Here is a 17096-nt window from a genome sequence, read left to right as displayed (position 1 = left end):
ACCCAAAGAGACAAAAAAATGTCTCCAATAGACGGTCCTGCACACCAATCGTCGAAATACCGTCACACCACGCAGGACGCCCAGCGAACAAGCAGTGCCGGAGGGTCCCATGGACGTACCGCAGTCCCCGCGTTCCGAGCTGGCCGAGGCGTTGTTTCGTCTGCGCCGAACCTTCTATGCCCTGGCCGCCTTCAGTGGGGTGATCAACCTGCTGATGCTGACCCCGGCGGTTTATATGCTGCAGGTCTACGACCGTGCCCTGGTCAGCAGCAACGTCACCACCCTGCTGATGCTCACGGTGCTGGTGATCGGTCTGTATGTACTGATGGCGCTGTTGGAGGTGGTGCGCTCAAGCGTGCTGATCCGCGTCGGCAACCGCCTCGACATGATGCTCAACAAGCGCATCTTCGGCGCCGCCTTCGAGCGCAACCTGCGCCGCGCCGGCGGCAACCCGGCACAGGCACTGCAGGATCTCTCGCAAGTTCGCCAGTTTCTCACCGGTAACGGCCTGTTCGCCTTCTTCGACGCCCCCTGGACCCCGATCTTCCTGCTGGTCATTTACCTGGTACACCCACTGCTCGGCCTGATTACCCTGATCGGCTCGTTACTGCTGGTGGGCCTGGCCTGGCTCACCGAAGTCAGCACGCGCAAGCCGCTGGCCGAGGCCAACCAGGCCTCGCTGGTATCCGGCAGCTTCGCCAACAACAACCTGCGCAATGCCGAAGTGATCGAGGCCATGGGCATGCTGCCGGCGATTCGCCAGCGCTGGTTCGGCAACCACCTGAAAATTCTCGAGCTGCAGACCCTGGCCTCCGATCGCGCGGCCTACATCGCCGGGGGCAGTCGTTTCGTGCGCGTCACCCTGCAGTCCCTGATTCTTGGCGCCGGCGCCTTGCTGGCGATCCAGGGCACCATCACCCCGGGCATGATGATCGCCTGCTCGATCCTCTCCGGCCGTGCCCTGGCGCCGGTGGAGCAGGTGATCTCGGCCTGGAAGCAGTTGCTCTCCAGCCGTGCAGCCTGGGCTCGGCTATCCGGGCTGCTGGCTGACTTTCCTGCGCACAAGCCGTCCATGCCGCTACCCAAGCCGCTGGGCATGCTCCACGTGGAGAACGCCTTCGCCAGCGCACCGGGCTCGCTCACGCCGATCCTGCGCGGCGTCAGCTTCAACCTGGCACCCGGCGAGGCCCTGGGCATCATCGGCCCCTCGGCCTCAGGCAAATCCACCCTGGCACGCCTGCTGGTTGGCGTCTGGCCGGCGCAAGGCGGCAAGGTGCGCCTGGACGGCGCCGATATCTATCAATGGAACAAGGCTGAGCTGGGTCCCTGGCTCGGCTACCTGCCACAGGACGTCGAGTTGTTCGAGGGTAGCGTCGCCGAGAACATCGCGCGCTTCGGCGCAATCGACGGCGAGGCGGTGATCCTCGCCGCCAGGCAGGCCGGTGTGCACGAGATGATCCTGCACCTGCCGCAAGGCTACGACACCCACCTGAGCGCCGACGGCGGCTCGTTGTCCGGTGGGCAGAAGCAACGCATCGGCCTGGCCCGTGCACTCTACGGCGAGCCATCACTGATCGTCCTCGACGAGCCCAACGCCAGCCTCGACGACATCGGCGAAGCGGCGTTGCTGCAAGCGCTGCTCGACCTCAAGCAACGTGGCAAGACCCTGGTGCTGATCTCCCACCGCCCCACCGTACTGAACATGGTGGACAAGGTGCTGGTACTGCGCGAAGGCGCTGTGCAGATGTTCGGCAGCCGCGATGAGGTATTCGCCGCGTTGCGCCAGGCCAACGTGATCCCCACCGGCAAGGGGTCGCCGACTCTGGCCTCGGTACGGGCCAAGGAGTGATATGTCATGTCCGATCTGCAGTTCGAAAGCAAGGGGCTGATACTGACGGATAGCCCCTGCACGGTTGACATGGACGACGGCAAACCGAGTCGCTGGGGCTTGTCGCTGGTGCTCGCAGGCTTCGGTGGATTCATTCTCTGGGCCATGCTCGCGCCGCTGGATGCCGGGGTGGTGGCCAATGCCACAGTCAACGTCACCGACAACCGCAAGACCATCCAGCACCTGACCGGCGGCTCGGTCGGCGCCATCCTGGTGCGCGAGGGGGATCTGGTGCGACGCAACCAGCCACTGATCGAACTGGACGCCACCCGCGCCATCGCCGAGCAGGGCATGGTCAGCGCGCAATACATAGTGGTCAGCACGGTGAAAAGTCGCTTGCAGGCTGAGCGCGACGGCGCCACACAGGTCGAGTTCGACCCCGAGTTGCTCAGCCGATTCGCCAACGACCCACGCCTGGATGCCTCCGTCGCCCTGCAGCAACGCCTGTTCACTACCCGCCGCACGGCGTTGACCGGCGAAGCCGAGATTCTCCGCGAGAACATCCACGGCGCCGAGGAACAGCTCAAGGGCCTGCGCCAGGTACAGCACTCGCGCAGCGCGCAGATCAGGCTGCTCAACCAGGAACTCGACGGGGTGCGCAGCCTGGCGGCGGAAGGTTATGTGACGCGCAATCGCATGCTCGAACTGGAACGCAACGCCGCCGAACTGAGCGCCTCACTGGCGCAGAACATCGCCGACACAGGGCGTACGCGTAACCAGATCGCCGAGCTCAAACTGCGCATCCTCCAGCTTGAACAGAATTACCAGCAGGAAGTGCAATCGCAGCTCAGCGATATGCAGAAAGAGGCCGCTGCCCTCGCCGACCGTCTGCGAGCACTGGACTACGAAGTCAGCAACACGGTGATCCGCTCGCCCATCGATGGCGTGGTACTGGGACTGTCTGCCTCCACCATAGGCGGGGTGATCCAGGCCGGCTCGCGGATCATGGACGTGGTGCCGGCCAATGAGCCGCTGCAGGTCGACGCCATGGTGCCGGTGCAGGCCATCGACAAGATGCAACCGGGATTGCCGGTGGACATCGCCTTCCCAGCGTTCAATCACGCGCAGACGCCGAACATCCCCGGCCGCGTACTGACGATTTCCGCTGATCGCCTTATCGACGAAACCAACAAGCAGCCCTACTACCTGGCCGAGATCGAGGTCACCGCCGACGGCATGGACAAGCTGGGCAGCAACCGCATTCGCCCCGGCATGCCGGCCACCGTGACGATCAAGACCGGTGAACGCAACCTGATGAGCTATCTGATGAAGCCCATGCTCGATCGCATCGACGGGGCCTTCAAGGAGCAATGACATGCTCGTACGCCAGATCCTGTCAGGCCTCTGCTGCCTGGCCTGCCTACCCGTCCACTCCATGGACCTGTTACAGGCCTGGGAATTGCTGCAACTGCAGGGCCCGACCTATCGTGCGGCCGTCCACGAGCGTGCCGCTGGCCTGGAAAACCCCGCTATCGGCAGAGCCGGGTTACTGCCGCAGATCACGGCCAGGGCCAGCAAAAGCCAGGTCGACGGCACCCAGGAGCAACAGAATGCATTTGGCCGGCGCATCGAGAACGATCTGGACTACGACTCGGAAAATCTCAGCCTGCAATTGCGTCAACCGCTGTACAACCGCCAGAAAATGGTCGAGTACCGCCAGGGCAAGCAGCGCGCCAGCTATAGCGAAGCGGTGTTCGATGCCAAGACGCAGAGCGTTGCCGTACGCCTGGCCAGCCGCTACTTCGATGTGTTGCTGACGCGCGAGACCATCGACCTGTCGCGCGCCAAGCTCAAGGCTTTCGAGCAGCAGGTTGCGGCTGCCAAACGCCGCTTCGATCTGGGCGACGGCACCATCACCGACGTCGACCAGGCCACCGCCCGCCGTGACCTGGCGCAGGCCGGCGTGATCGAAGCCGAAGACAATCTGGTGGTCGCCCTGCGCCTGCTGCAGGAGTTGCTCGGCAACAACCCGGATCAACTCGCCACCCTGCACGCGGAATTTCCTACCCCGCCCCTGCAACCGGACAATCTTCAGGACTGGCTACAGAAGGCGCAATTGAACAACCCTTCGCTGCGCGCACGCCAGCTCAATCACGGTCTCGCCGAAGAGGAGGTCAAACGCGCCAGCAGCGCCCACTGGCCGACTCTCGACCTGGTACTGGGCTATACCGACAGCGAGAGCGATTCGCTCTCCACCATCAACCAGACCAACCGCTACAGCTCCATCGGCCTGGAATTCACCATGCCGCTTTACTCCGGCGGCGGTGTCAGCGCGCGGGTGCGCCAGGCCACCGCGAGCCGTGAACAGGCCGGGGAAGAGGTCAATGCCAGCCGCGAGGAAGTGTTCTCCGCCACAACCCGTGAGTTCCGCGGCGTGCAGAGCGGCCAGGCACGCATTCGCGCCCTGCAGCAGGCCGTCATTTCCAGCGAGCGGGCACAGGATTCAGCGCGCAAGGGGTTTCTCGCGGGCTCCAGTACCAATGTCGATATCCTCAACGCCGAGGAACAGGTGTTCATCGCCCGCCGTGATCTGCTCGAAGCCAAACTTCGCTATCTGCTCGCACGCCTGCAACTGGCCGCTGCGGTCGGCCTGCTCGGCGAGGACGATATTCTCCAGGTCAATGACTACCTGGGGCCGGAGTTGGCACTCGGCTACTGAGCCGGCGTTTTGCCCGATGCCCTGGGGCAGGTATTCAGCGCCAGTGGCGCTGCTGAGCGCGCCTGGTCTGCCCTGCGCCGAACATCCAGCCGCACAGCACCACCAGCACCTCCGCCAGCCAGGCCAGCAGCAGTGCGCTGATCACACCCCAGAGAATCGCATCCGGGGTAAACAGCACCTGATAACGGTAAGCCAGCAGGGTTTCCTCGAACAGCTCGTGATCCGCGCCAGTCGCCAGGTGCCAGGCCTGGGCGTACCAGGGCCCCTGCATGGCCTGCCATTCGCGTTCGAGCAAGGCGGAGCGCTGCACCAGGTGCCCGACGCTCTTGGCATCGCTGCGCATCACCGGGTCATCGCTGACGCGGTAGTGCGCAACCAGCGCGTCCATATCGCCCTTGAAGAAATTGCGCGCCGTTTCCTGAAAGCCTTTGAGACTCTGCTGCGACTCCAGGCGATGAGCCTCGACCCGCTTGGCGTAGTCATCGACGAAGCCCGGCACCTGCACGCCGAGCAACAGGCCGAAAGCGAACAGCGTCAGGCGCAGGTAGCTTCTAAGCATGAGATCAGGCCTTGCCGTGAGTGATGCATTCGCCGCGGCGCCACAGGCGCCATTCGCCCGGCTGGTACAGCGACCATTGTTCGTTGTCGGTCAGAGGTTCAGTGGCGATGACGGTCACCACGTCGTTGGGTGTGGTCTCTGACTGGAAATCCACCTTCAGGTCAGCGTCCTTGAGCTGCGCAGGGCCAAACGGCGCGCGGCGGGTGATATGCGCGAGCTTGGTCGAGCAGAAGCTGAACAGCCAGTCGCCATCACTGAGCAGACAATTGAACACGCCGAGCTTGCGGTAACTGGCACAGGACGCCACCAGCACCGGCAGGAGCATTTCCACCGATACCGGCTCGGGAAAGGCGCGACGCACGCGGTTGAGCAGATCGCAGAACGCCGCCTCGCTGTCGGCCTCGCCGACCGGTCGGTAGAAGGTAGTGGAGCCATCCAGGCCCGCCAGCTGGCCGTTATGGGCGAAACACCAGTTACGCCCCCACAACTCACGGCTGAAGGGATGAGTGTTGACCAGGCAGACCTTGCCGACGTTGGCCTGGCGGATATGGCCGATCACCACTTCGCTCTTGATCGGGTAGCGCTGCACCAGCTGCGCCACCTCGGATTCGCTGCTCGCCCGCGGGTCCTGGAACAGACGCAAGCCGCGCCCTTCGTAGAAGCCGATACCCCAACCATCACGGTGCGGCCCGGTGCGGCCGCCACGCTGCATCAGCCCGGTAAAGCTGAACACGATATCGGTGGGTACATTGGCGCTCATGCCGAGCAATTCGCACATCGAATCAATTCTCCTTGCCGAGGATCAGGCGCAGGCGCTCGGCTTCATCTTGCAGACGCGCTTCGATTCGCTTGCGGCCCATTGGCAGAAAACGCACCAGCAATCGCCAGAGCAGCGCCGGCAGGTCACCCGGCCGACGCGGAATCAGGTGTAAATGGAGATGGGGCACGTGCTGATTGGAATCCGGGCCGTCATTGATCAGCAGGTTGATGCCGTTCTTACCAAAGCCCGTCTCGCGCAGCGCAGCGGCGATACGCTCGGCCAGCGTCAACAGACGTTCACGCACCGGTGGCGGCAAATCACGTAGAAATGGCGCATGCAGGCGGCTGACGATCAGCACATGGGCCGGACGCATCGGGAAGATGTCCAGCAGCACGATGAAATCTTCGTCTTCATACAGACGATGAGCGGGTAGCCGTCGCTCGGCAATGGCACAGAACACGCAATCCATCGGGCCTCCCTTGCACAAGGCCATCATGCTGAACGCCTGGGCCGGCAGGCGCAAGGGGTCAGATCAAATACGCGGTTCCATACGCCCCGAGCGATCACGCCCGTAGTCACGAATTGGCAGGTCGTCGTCCTCTTCCATGCGCTCGCGCAAGGTGCGCGGGTCTTCGTCGGGCTCGGTTACATGCTCGCTCTGACGCCCTTTCCACCAACGCTCGATGGGCCAGCGAACAGCGACGAACAATAGATACACGGCAAGCGCGATCAGGCTGTAGAGCGCCAGATCAGCGACCGCGCGCCAGGCGTTGTTGCCAACCTTGAGCAATATATCCATGGCGGTAACCGCGAGAGCCGGCGCGAACAGTTCGCGCGCCGGGTCGACGATGGTCGGGCTGAACAGCAGCACGGCCATCAGCACCCGCAGCGGCTCGCGCACGTAGCGCCACATCCAGCTGGTCAGGCGCATCCATACCAACAGGCAACCCAGGGCGGCAATCCCGTAGGCCGCCCAGGCCAGGAGGTAGTCGTTTTCATTCATCATAAGCAGGCGCCGGCGTGGCAGGTCTGGCAAAGGGGCGCTTATGATAGCGGCTTTTGCCCAGCGCGGCGCCCCTGCCGTCGCCCTCTCGTTCTCTGGAGCCACGCCATGTCCTCTGCCCCCATCGCCCGCCAGGAAGCCGGCAACGACCCTTATCACTGGCTGGAAAACCGCGACAGTGACGAGGTGCTGGCGCACCTGCAGGCAGAAAACGCCTATTTGGACGCCGTGCTGGAACCGCAGCAGGCCCTGCGCGAGCAGCTGTTCGAAGAGATCAAGGGGCGCATTCGCGAGACCGACCTGTCGCTGCCGACGCCCTGGGGCGACTACCTCTACTATCAGCGCACCACCGCCGGAGACGAATATCCGCGGCACTATCGTTGCCGTCGCCCTGCCGATGGTTCGCTGGATGTCGACACGGCCAGTGAAGCCTTGCTGCTCGACCCCAACGAACTGGCCGGCGGCGGCTTTCTTTCCGTCGGTGCGTTCAGCATCAGCCCTGACCAGCAGCGCCTGGCCTACAGCCTCGACAGCAGCGGCGAGGAAATCTACCGTCTGTTCGTCAAGGAGCTGGACAGCGGCCAGATCAGCGAACTGCCCTTCGACGACTGCGACGGCAGCATGACCTGGGCGGGCGACAGCCAGACGCTGTTCTTCACCGAACTGGACGACACCCACCGCCCCTACAAGCTCTACCGTCACCGCCTCGGCGACGCCGCTGCGCAAGCCGTATTCGAGGAAGCAGATGGCCGCTTCTTCCTGCACTGCTACCGCTCCAGCTCCGAGCGCCAGTTGATCCTGCAACTGGGCAGCAAGACCACCAGCGAGGTCTGGGTGCTCGACGCGCAACAGCCGCAAGGCGATTTCAGCTGCCTGGCACCGCGCGAGGAAGGCCACGAATACGATGTCGATCACGGTATGCTGGACGGCCAGTGGTGCTGGCTGATCCGCAGCAATCAGAGCGGCATCAACTTCGCGCTCTACCGCGCCAGTGAGTCGCAGCCGCAGCGCCCGCACTGGCAACAGATTCGCGCCCACGACCCGCAGGTGATGCTCGAAGGCGCCACGCTGAACCAGCGCGCGCTCACCCTTGCCCTGCGTGAGGGCGGCCTGCCGATTCTGGAGGTGCAGCCGCAGGGCCAGGCCCCCTATCGCGTGCAACTGCCGGATGCGGCCTACAGCCTCTACGTGCAGGACAGCCTGGAGTTTCACAGCCCGGTGATCCGCCTGCGCTACGAAGCGCTGAACCGCCCCGCGCAAGTGCGCCAACTGGAACTGGCCACGGGCGCTCAGCAGGTCCTCAAGCAGACACCGGTGGAAGGCCCGTTCGATGCCGACGCCTACGAAAGTCGGCGTCTCTGGGCCACCGCGGCCGACGGCACGCAGATACCGATCAGCCTGGTGGCGCGCCGCGAGGTATTCGCCGCAGGGAAGCCTGCACCGCTCTATCTCTATGGTTACGGCGCCTATGGCGCGAGCCTCGACCCCTGGTTCTCCCACGCCCGCCTGAGCCTGCTGGAGCGCGGTTTCGTCTTCGCCATCGCGCACATACGCGGTGGCGGCGAGATGGGTGAAGCCTGGTACCGTGCCGGCAAGCTCGAGCACAAACAGAACAGCTTCGACGACTTCATCGCCAGCGCCCAGCGCCTGATCGCCGAAGGTCTGACCACCAGCGCGCAACTGGCGATCAGTGGTGGCAGCGCCGGAGGCCTGCTGATCGGCGCCGTGCTCAACCAGCGCCCCGAGCTGTTCGCTGCTGCGATTGCCGAAGTGCCTTTCGTCGATGTGCTCAACACCATGCTCAACCCGGACCTGCCGCTGACCGTCACCGAATACGACGAATGGGGCGACCCGAATCAGCCCGAGGTATACGCACGTATCAAGGCCTACGCGCCCTACGAGAACGTACGCGCCCAGGCCTACCCGCCCATCCTCGCCGTCGCAGGCTACAACGACAGCCGCGTGCAGTACTGGGAAGCGGCCAAGTGGGTGGCCAAGCTGCGCCGCGAAAAGACCGACGCCAATCTGCTACTGCTCAAGACCGACCTCGGCGCCGGCCATGGCGGCATGAGTGGACGTTATCAGGGCATCAAGGATGTGGCGCTGGAGTACGCCTTCCTGTTCCGCGTGCTCGGGATAGCACAGCCGTAGGAGCGGTTGGGCTGCATTCCGCTTCAGCCGCAATTCCCCAAGCATCGCGGCTGAAGCCGCTCCTACGCCGATCACTCCGCCTTGCGCTGCCCGTCCAGCCCCTGGCTATTGCGGCGCAGTTGCTCATCGAGCTGCGGAATCGATTGATCGCCAGTGGATTTCGGCGCAGTCCCTGGGGGTGTTTGTCCCTGGGGCGGCGGTAAGAGGGGCGCCGATCCCTGGCGCTTGATCGTAGTGGGCGTGGAAGGCTGGCCGTAAGGCTGTGGCGTCGCAGTGCCCGGCGCACCTGCCCCAGGCGCGGACGGCATGCGCATCGGTTCCTGAGCCCAGGCCAAGCCGGCAAGGCTGGAGGCCAGAATCATCACGGCGAACATAGGCAAGCGCATGACATATCTCCTGTACAGCTGGCTTTCGTTCTATTCTGGCAACATATCCAGTCAAGCGTTCACCTCCCGATAACAGGTTCTGTCATGAGCACCAATAACAACCGCTACTACCTGTCCGCCCAGGCCGAAGAAGGCTACCGGCAGAAAGCGCTGAAAATGTACCCACATGTCTGCGGCCGCTGCGCCCGCGAGTTCTCTGGCAAGCGCCTGAGCGAACTGACCGTGCATCACCGCGATCACAACCACCACAACAACCCGGCCGATGGTTCCAACTGGGAGCTGCTGTGCCTGTTCTGTCATGACAACGAACACTCGCGCTACACCGACCAGCAGTATTTCGCCGAAGGCTCCACCGCCAGCCCTCAGGCTGCCAAATCGACCTACAAGGCCTTTGGCGATCTGGCCAGCCTGTTGAAAAAGGACTAGCAGGCCGTTGAAGAACGTAGGCGAGGCAGGCAAGACAAGGAAAACACGACCGAAAAACGCTCGGAGTCGCGATCGACTTTACGAGTTGTAAATGAGCATTTTGACTGGGCTCGCACGCGAGGCCCTTTTTGACGCAGTATTGCCAACGTAGGTAGTTTTTCAACAGCCTGCTAGGGGCCGGTGGTTAGCACCGTATAATAGGCGCTTTTGCGAGTGCCACCGTGGCCAACAAACGATACGCCTGCATCGGCCTGTTCAACCCGAAATCACCGGAAAACGTCGGCTCCATCATGCGTGCGGCGGGCTGCTATGACGTCAGCTCGGTGTTCTACACCGGCACCCGCTACGACCGTGCCAAGGATTTCATCACCGACACCAAGAAGGCTCATCAGGATATCCCGCTGATCAACATCGACGATTTGCGCAAGATCCTGCCGCTGGGTTGCACCCCGGTGGCGGTGGAACTGGTCGATGATGCACGCGCCCTGCCCGCCTATACCCATCCCGACCGGGCGCTGTACATCTTCGGCCCAGAGGACGGCTCACTGCAGCAGGAGATTCTCGACTGGTGTGGCGCTGAAGTCGTGTACATCCCGACCCAGGGCTGTATGAACCTGGCCGCGACGGTCAACGTGGTGCTCTACGACCGCCTGGCCAAAGGTAACAATACCCGCTCCGGCCCCTTGTTCTGACTCGAACCAGCAGACAGGGAGCGAAGCGGTAACACTCAACGCAGCAACCGCGTATCCAGCGTCTTCGACGGACCGCCGATGACGTTCTCGGTGATGTCGATGAAGTCCTTGGTGCTGACCTTGTCCAGACGCATCAGACCACGGGTCACGTCATCCAGCGACAGGTTGCCCTTGTCCTTGGTCTTCTGGCGGATTTCCCGGTCCAACTCCTGCAGCAGCAGCACCGCACGCGCGGTGACAGCGCCGCTGGCATTGTCGGTGCGCAGGCTGTTGACCGGCTTGCTCCAGCGAATCAGCTGCTCGCGGATCTTCTGATAACGGTCTTCGCTGATACCCCCGGCGCGGCGCATCAATTCGATGGCGTAGTACTCGGACAGGCCTTCGGCGATCCAGTCACTGCGCTCGCGGCCATAGATGCGGCCGAATACGTGCACCAGTTCGTGCACCAGAGAGCTGGTGCCGTTCTCGCTGACCAGGGGCCGGTCAGCGTGCATGAAGTAGGAGTTGGCCGCCGACAGGCCGCCGCGCCACATCGGATCGCCAGCGCCGACGATCAGCAGCTTGTCCGGGTCGCGCGGAAACACCTGCTGCATATGCGGCCAGACGAAGGTGAGGAAGGTCATGATATCCATGCGCCGCATGCCCTCGCCGACCGGCGCGGAGATGGCGATTTCGGTATCACCCAGGCGGGTGCGCCGGGTACCCAGCTTGCCGGCCAGCATCCAGCCGGTCGGGCGGTCGAACTTGCGCTGCGGGTTGTCGATACGAAAGCGGTTCTTGCCGATGCGCGGCCAGCCGGTTTCCACGCTCGTCCAGCCCTTGGGCAGCTCGAACTGCAGGCGCGCCACCAGCTCGGTCTTGTTCTGCTGGTCGAGCTTGGCCGCCGGAATCAGGTCGTCGCCCCTGAACAATGCCCAGTCGTCAGTCATCCTGGCGTCGTAGCGCCCCGGCTTGCGTTCGCTGTCGATCAGCACGCGGTAGCTCAGTACGCTCTTGCCCTCGCCTGGCTGCCACTTGCCGCGCCCGGCAACCTCCTGCGACCACTGGCCATCGGCCTGGAAATCGCTGAAACGCCCGTCTTCGCCAAGATTGAAGTCGAGGCTGCGCACGTACTCGCCCTTCTCCAGCGTGATGCTGACTTCAGCCTGATTGCTCTCGGGCAGAAAGCGCACCCGGTAATCCAGATCGACCTTCTGCGTGGCAGCGAAGGCCGGCAGACTCAGAAGCAGCAGAGACGCGTACAACGGCAAGCGAAGGGACATCGAGCAAAACTCCTGATGCGGGACGTGGCAGCTTATGACAGCTGCGCCACAGGGCAAATTCCATTAACGGGGGACAGATTTGCCACGAAGCCGCGCGGCAATCAACCCGCGCGGAAAATCAGATGATCTTCCCAGTCGTCTTCGGCCACGCTGTTCTCACTGAGCATGCGTCCTGATTGGGAAATGCGCTCGGCGTGCACGGCGTCCGGGTCGCCAGAGACCAGATGGTGCCAATGTGGCAGGTCCTTGCCTTCGCTGACCAGGCGATAAGCACAGGTCGGCGGCAGCCACTGGAACTGATCGGCCTGCGCCGGAGTGAGCTGAATGCAGTCAGGCACATGTTTGACCCGGTTGGGATAATCGCTGCAGCGGCACGTCTGCAAGTCCAGCAATTTGCAGGCGATGCGCGTGTAGTAGACGGCGCCATCGTCCTCGTCTTCGAGCTTCTGCAGGCAGCACAGGCCACAGCCGTCGCACAGCGACTCCCACTCCCCCTGATCGAGCTGGGCGAGGGTCTTGCGTTTCCAGAAGGGTTCGAGGTTGGCAGCCATGGCAGCGGTATGGACTCAGGCGAAAAAAGCGCGGCAGTCTAGCTTGAGCCCCAGCCCTGGCCAAGCGGCGCATGCCGAATGGCGCCATCAGGGATTGATTGTACGAGCCGGTCATCGCCGCTGGCGGGTTGCACCCGCCCTACAGATCTGCACCCGTAGGGCGGGGGCAACCCGCCAAGTGCCTCAATAACCGCGGGCGAAATCCACTTCACCCCGTAACGGCTCTCCCGCTTGCCAGCGCACCAGGTTGTCGATGAACAGCTCACTCATCAGCGCCGGGTCGGTAGGCGCCGAGCTGTGGCCGGTGAGCAGCAGGCGCGGGGCATTCCAGAACGCATGACCGGACGGCAGCGGCTCTTCGCGACAGACGTCGATCACCGCGCCGGCCAACTGGTTGCGCTCGAGCGCGGCGACCAGATCGGCATCGACCACGGCGACACCGCGACCGGCATTGATCAGCACCGCTTCTGGGCGGAAATGGGCAAGCAGCCGGGCATCGTACAGATCGCGCGTGGCCGGCGTGTCCGGCAGCAGGTTGACCACGTAATCGGCCCAGGTGACCAGATGAGGCAGTTCATCCATCGCCGCGACCTCGAGAAACGGCGCCTGCTCACGCGCCTGACTGGCGACACCACGCAGTTCCACGCCGAAAGGCTGGAGAAACTCGGCGACGGCCTGACCGATATCACCGCAACCGACCACCAACACGCGGCGTCCGCGCAGGCTGCGTGGCAGGCGGTGATCCCAACGCTGCTCGACCTGCGCCGCCAGGCGGGCGAACAAGCGCCGTTCATGGGCCAGCAGATGACCGAGCACGTATTCGGCCATCACCTGACCGAAGATGCCGACAGCGCGGGTCAGACGGTAATCGCGCGGTAATCCCTCCGCCAGCAGCGGCGTGATGCCGGCCCAGGTCGATTGCAGCCACTGCGGGCGCACACCGTCGCGCAACAAGAGCGCGAGCAGGTCGGGCTGTCCCAGCCAGAGGTCGCAGTCGCCGGCGACCACACGCAGTTGTTCGAGCTGTACGCCGGCGACCAATTGCAACTCAGGGCAGGCGCTACGAATACGCTCGGCGTAGAACGCATGATCCTCTTCGGCGATCAGCAGGCGCATGACTTACCAGGCCGTTGAAAAACTACCTGCGTTGGCAATACTGCGTTAAAAAAAGCCTCAAAATGCTCATTTACAGCATGTAAACTGCGCTTTTTCGGCTTTTTTTGCCTTGTCTTGCCTGCCTCGCCTACGTTTTTCAAGGGCCTGTTACACCGGATCGTTACGGCGCAGCAGTTCATCGGGCAGATGCTGAATGTATTCCTCCTCGGGGGGCGGCATCTGCAGGTGATAGCCCTGCTTGTCGAGATTCTCCAGCACGGTGGCGATGTCTTCCCGAGACAACTTCCGCTCCGGGCTGAGCACCAGGTCGAAGGCATGCGCAGGCGGGCCGAACACGGCGAGCAGCCCTTCGGGCACACGCTTCAGGGCATCGGCCTTGAGTACGTAGAGGTACATCTCGTTCTTGCGCGGACTCTTGTAGATGGAACAGATGCGTTTCACGCGGACTCTCCTTCAGCGGCCAGGCAGTCAAGCAGCGCCTGCCCCATCAACTCCCGGCGCCAGCCGCGCAGGGAGTCGGGCAATTGATAAGGACCATTGGGATAGCCGCTTTTCAGCAAGGCTTCCAGGGTTTTCTTACGCAGCATCAGCTCGGGCACGATATCCAGGCGCTCGCCCTCACGCTGGCCGACGGCGCGCAGCTTCTTCAACAGCGCAGAGGCTTCGATTGGCAGCGGTTCGGGCAAAGCTTCGGGCCATTGTTCGGGCGGCAGCGCCGCAGCCTCGCGAATCAGCTGCAGCAGCGTCTCCCCGTCCTGACGCACGGTTTTCGGGTGCATGTCCTCGATGCGCGCCAGCGCCACCAGGTTATCTGGCTGGGTACGGGCCAGCGGCCACAACGAATGCTCGCGCAGGATGCGATTGCGTGGCTGGTTGCGCGCGCGCGCCTCGCGCTCGCGCCAGGCGCACAGCGCGCGCAACACGGCCTGCTGCTGGCGCGAGAGTTTCCAGGCCAGCTTGGCATCGCGCCAGGCATCTTCCGGAACGACTTCACGACCAAGATTGGCGACCAGCTCGGCACCGTCCTCCAGAATCCACTCGACCTTCTGCGGCGCCAGGCGGGCCATCAGGGCGCGATACACCTCGACGAGATGCGAGACGTCCTCGGCGGCGTAACGCACCTGCAGTTCGGACAGTGGCCGCTGCAGCCAATCGGAGCGGGTTTCGCCCTTGGGCAGCTCGATATCGAGCAGCGCCTGCACCAGGCGCGAGTAGCCCATGGAGAAACCGAGATTGAGGTAACCAGCCGCTAATTGCGTGTCGAACAGCGGCGCCGGCAGGCTGCCGGTCAGGCGTAGAAAGACCTCCAGGTCCTCACTGCACGAATGCAGCACCTTGACCACACCCGGCGCTTCGAGCAGCGCGGCGAACGGCCGCCAGTCGCTGATGCGCAGCGGGTCGATCAGGTAGGCGCCGTCGCCACCGCTGACCTGCAGCAACCCGGCGATGGGATAGAAGGTGTCGACGCGCATGAACTCGGTGTCCAACGCGACGAAGGGCAGCGCCTGCCAGGCAGCGCAATGCTCGGCCAGGCTGGCGTCGTCGAGAATCCAGTGAATGTCGTTAGCCACGCGGCTCTCCCGTCTAGAATGCCGCGCAGTATATATGCCCAGGCCAGCGCACGGGGCGACAGCCTGCCGCCGATCACCGGAACTGTGTAATCTGTGGCGCGCACCACCTCCGACACGGAAGAACAACAATGCTGAAGAAACTGCTTGCCCTGATCGTCATGCTGCTGGCCGCAGCGGCCAGTTACCTGGCCCTGACCCCCAGCCCGATCGATCCACTGCCCTGGGACGCAGCGCCCGCCCCGGCGATGACGGGCGCACTGGAGCCCAACGACACCCTGATGAAAGCCGAGCTATTGGCGCGCGGCCAGGTGCATGGTCCGGAAGACACTGCCGTCGACAGCCAAGGCCGGGTATACGCCGGCCTGCATGACGGCCGCATCGTTCGCGTGCTGGCAGACGACAGCCTGGAAACCTTCGCTGACACCGGCGGCCGCCCACTGGGCATGAACTTCGACGCCAGTGGCAACCTGATCGTCGCCGATGCCTACAAGGGCCTGTTGAGCATCGACCCGCAGGGCGCGATCAAGGTGCTGACCACCGAGGCTGAAGGCCTGCGTTTCGCCTTCACCGACGACCTGGACATCGCCAGCGACGGCACCATCTACTTCAGCGACGCCTCATCGCGCTTCGAACAGCCGGACTACCTGCTCGACCTGCTCGAGGCCCGTCCTCACGGCCGCCTGCTCAGCTATGACCCGGCCAGTGGCGAAACCCGCGTATTGCTGAAAGACCTGTACTTCGCCAACGGCGTGGCGCTGTCGGCGAACGAGGACTTCGTGCTGGTCAACGAGACCTATCGCTACCGCATCACCCGTTACTGGCTCAAGGGCGACAAGGCCGGCCAGCACGACATCTTCATCGACAACCTGCCGGGCCTGCCGGATAACCTGCAGGGCGACCGCAACGGCACCTTCTGGGTAGCACTGCCGACCCCACGCAAGGCCGACGCCGACTTCCTCCATCGCCACCCCTGGCTCAAGGCGCAACTGGCCAAACTGCCGCGCGCGCTGTGGCCGAAAGCGATCCCGTACGGCTTCGCCATCGCCCTCAACGAGAACGGCGAGATCGTCCGTAGCCTGCATGACACCAGCGGTACGCACCTGCGCATGGTCACCTCGGTGAAGCCGGTGGGCGACTACCTGTACTTCGGCAGCCTGGATAACGATCGCATCGGCAAACTGCAGATTCACTGAGAGTCTGCCCACGATCTTTCGATGAGATTCCACCTGCGAATAACGGTAAAAAGGCGAGGCGGTCATTCGCGGTGGTGCGCCAAGTTGGTGGGCTGAAGCGGATCGCCGCCCGGCCCACCCTACGGTAGGGTGGGCTTCAGCCCACCAAATCGAAAGACTGCAGGCTCAGACCTTCTGGGCAATCCAGATGGTATGTCGCGTGCCCCTGTTGCCATGGGCATACACCTGCACCGCCTCGCCCTTGAAGCCCGCCTTGCGCACCTTCTCCGAAAATGCCCGGTCGGCGCTGGACGACCACACCGCCAGCATGCCCTTGGGCCTCAGCGCCTTGGCGCACTGACGCAGGCCATCCATGCTGTACAGCCAGTCATTACCCTTCTGGGTCAACCCTTCGGGGCCGTTGTCGACGTCCAGCATGATCGCGTCGTAGCACTGCTCGGCGGCCTGCAGCACCTTGGCGACGTCCTCCTGAATGATCACTGCACGCGGGTCATTCAACGGATAACCGGACTTCGCCCCGAGCGGGCCACGGTTCCACTCGACCACACCAGGCACCAGCTCGGCCACCGCCACCTCGGCATCCGCGCCCAGGTGTTGTAGCGCCGAGGCCAGGGTAAAGCCCATGCCCAGACCTCCGATCAGCACCCGCACCTGTGGACGACTGGCGATCTGCTTGCAGGGAATCGCGGCCAGGGCATCTTCCGAGCCGTGCATGCGTGTATTCATCAGCTGCCCGCCATCACCACCGGCGATCTTGATGACGAAGTCTTCCCCGTACTCAAACAGGTTCAGCGCACCATTCGTACCCGGGATCGGAGCGGTGTCGAGCAAGACAAAACGTTTCATGCAGAACCAAGACCTGTGTAGCGAGCGTGAGGG

18 protein-coding genes are annotated in these 17096 nt (G+C 63.5%); 7 read left to right on the top strand and 11 right to left on the bottom strand.

Features of this window, described 5'->3' with window-relative positions; genetic code table 11:
* The first annotated feature begins 109 nt into the window (after positions 1 to 109).
* Genes BLT86_RS03410 through BLT86_RS03400 form a run of 3 tightly spaced genes read left to right on the top strand, consistent with a single transcriptional unit; the run spans position 110 to position 4547 of the window.
* A complete protein-coding gene (locus tag BLT86_RS03410) occupies positions 110 to 1849 on the top strand; it encodes a type I secretion system permease/ATPase (RefSeq protein ID WP_092374625.1) in 1740 nt (579 codons plus the stop codon).
* A gap of 6 nt (positions 1850 to 1855) precedes the next feature.
* Complete coding sequence (locus BLT86_RS03405; RefSeq protein WP_092374622.1) at positions 1856 to 3202, top strand: HlyD family type I secretion periplasmic adaptor subunit; 1347 nt, start codon at positions 1856 to 1858, stop codon at positions 3200 to 3202.
* 1 nt (position 3203) lies between these two features.
* Positions 3204 to 4547, top strand: coding sequence for a TolC family outer membrane protein (locus tag BLT86_RS03400; protein WP_021490033.1), 1344 nt, complete (start codon positions 3204 to 3206; stop codon positions 4545 to 4547).
* Positions 4548 to 4581: 34 nt separating this feature from the next.
* Here BLT86_RS03400 and BLT86_RS03395 read toward each other — a convergent pair whose 3' ends face one another.
* The 4 genes from BLT86_RS03395 to BLT86_RS03380 all read right to left on the bottom strand — a co-directional run bounded on the left by BLT86_RS03395 (position 4582) and on the right by BLT86_RS03380 (position 6872).
* The gene (locus BLT86_RS03395; protein ID WP_092374619.1) at positions 4582 to 5106 is read right to left on the bottom strand and encodes a DUF2937 family protein; all 525 of its coding nucleotides are present in this window, start codon (positions 5104 to 5106) and stop codon (positions 4582 to 4584) included.
* Positions 5107 to 5110: 4 nt separating this feature from the next.
* Positions 5111 to 5884 (bottom strand): class II glutamine amidotransferase, encoded by a 774-nt coding sequence (locus BLT86_RS03390; protein ID WP_092374616.1) that lies wholly within the window; start codon positions 5882 to 5884, stop codon positions 5111 to 5113.
* Between the two features lie 4 nt (positions 5885 to 5888).
* Positions 5889 to 6335 (bottom strand): HIT family protein, encoded by a 447-nt coding sequence (locus BLT86_RS03385; protein ID WP_092380309.1) that lies wholly within the window; start codon positions 6333 to 6335, stop codon positions 5889 to 5891.
* Positions 6336 to 6398: 63 nt separating this feature from the next.
* The gene (locus tag BLT86_RS03380; RefSeq protein WP_017677440.1) at positions 6399 to 6872 is read right to left on the bottom strand and encodes a hypothetical protein; all 474 of its coding nucleotides are present in this window, start codon (positions 6870 to 6872) and stop codon (positions 6399 to 6401) included.
* A gap of 105 nt (positions 6873 to 6977) precedes the next feature.
* On the opposite strand from BLT86_RS03380, the gene BLT86_RS03375 reads away from it, so the two are divergent.
* The gene (locus BLT86_RS03375; RefSeq protein WP_092374613.1) at positions 6978 to 9020 is read left to right on the top strand and encodes a S9 family peptidase; all 2043 of its coding nucleotides are present in this window, start codon (positions 6978 to 6980) and stop codon (positions 9018 to 9020) included.
* A 71-nt stretch (positions 9021 to 9091) separates the two neighbouring features.
* Here BLT86_RS03375 and BLT86_RS03370 read toward each other — a convergent pair whose 3' ends face one another.
* Complete coding sequence (locus tag BLT86_RS03370) at positions 9092 to 9406, bottom strand: hypothetical protein (RefSeq protein ID WP_017677442.1); 315 nt, start codon at positions 9404 to 9406, stop codon at positions 9092 to 9094.
* An 84-nt stretch (positions 9407 to 9490) separates the two neighbouring features.
* Here BLT86_RS03370 and BLT86_RS03365 point away from each other — a divergent pair, with 84 nt between their 5' ends.
* Both BLT86_RS03365 and BLT86_RS03360 read left to right on the top strand, forming a co-directional pair.
* Positions 9491 to 9832 (top strand): YajD family HNH nuclease, encoded by a 342-nt coding sequence (locus BLT86_RS03365; protein ID WP_003461667.1) that lies wholly within the window; start codon positions 9491 to 9493, stop codon positions 9830 to 9832.
* A gap of 221 nt (positions 9833 to 10053) precedes the next feature.
* Positions 10054 to 10524: an RNA methyltransferase gene (locus tag BLT86_RS03360; protein WP_092374610.1), complete on the top strand. Its 471-nt coding sequence runs from the start codon at positions 10054 to 10056 to the stop codon at positions 10522 to 10524.
* Between the two features lie 35 nt (positions 10525 to 10559).
* Here the strand turns inward: BLT86_RS03360 and BLT86_RS03355 are convergent, their stop codons facing one another.
* The 5 genes from BLT86_RS03355 to rnd form a co-directional block, all read right to left on the bottom strand.
* Positions 10560 to 11786: a gluzincin family metallopeptidase gene (locus BLT86_RS03355; protein ID WP_059391657.1), complete on the bottom strand. Its 1227-nt coding sequence runs from the start codon at positions 11784 to 11786 to the stop codon at positions 10560 to 10562.
* Between the two features lie 101 nt (positions 11787 to 11887).
* Positions 11888 to 12337, bottom strand: coding sequence for a YcgN family cysteine cluster protein (locus BLT86_RS03350; protein ID WP_092374608.1), 450 nt, complete (start codon positions 12335 to 12337; stop codon positions 11888 to 11890).
* 183 nt (positions 12338 to 12520) lie between these two features.
* Positions 12521 to 13453 carry a D-2-hydroxyacid dehydrogenase gene (locus tag BLT86_RS03345; protein WP_092374605.1) on the bottom strand — a complete coding sequence of 311 codons (933 nt, stop codon included), beginning with the start codon at positions 13451 to 13453 and terminating at the stop codon, positions 12521 to 12523.
* Positions 13454 to 13600: 147 nt separating this feature from the next.
* Entirely contained in the window at positions 13601 to 13894 is a 294-nt protein-coding gene (locus BLT86_RS03335) for a YcgL domain-containing protein (RefSeq protein WP_003461676.1), read from the bottom strand.
* Complete coding sequence (gene rnd / locus BLT86_RS03330; RefSeq protein WP_017677446.1) at positions 13891 to 15024, bottom strand: ribonuclease D; 1134 nt, start codon at positions 15022 to 15024, stop codon at positions 13891 to 13893. Before rnd ends, BLT86_RS03335 begins: the two co-directional genes overlap by 4 nt.
* A 131-nt stretch (positions 15025 to 15155) precedes the next feature.
* Here rnd and BLT86_RS03325 point away from each other — a divergent pair, with 131 nt between their 5' ends.
* Complete coding sequence (locus tag BLT86_RS03325; RefSeq protein ID WP_026088609.1) at positions 15156 to 16217, top strand: SMP-30/gluconolactonase/LRE family protein; 1062 nt, start codon at positions 15156 to 15158, stop codon at positions 16215 to 16217.
* Positions 16218 to 16382: 165 nt separating this feature from the next.
* On the opposite strand, the gene BLT86_RS03320 is transcribed toward BLT86_RS03325, so the two are convergent.
* The gene (locus BLT86_RS03320; RefSeq protein ID WP_026088610.1) at positions 16383 to 17063 is read right to left on the bottom strand and encodes a spermidine synthase; all 681 of its coding nucleotides are present in this window, start codon (positions 17061 to 17063) and stop codon (positions 16383 to 16385) included.
* Positions 17064 to 17096: the final 33 nt, after the last annotated feature.

It is taken from the genome of Pseudomonas sihuiensis (genome assembly GCF_900106015.1).
Taxonomy (GTDB): Bacteria; Pseudomonadota; Gammaproteobacteria; order Pseudomonadales; family Pseudomonadaceae; genus Aquipseudomonas; species Aquipseudomonas sihuiensis.
Note: the sequence above shows the minus strand (reverse complement) of the source record. Positions and strands in the feature narration are given on the sequence as shown.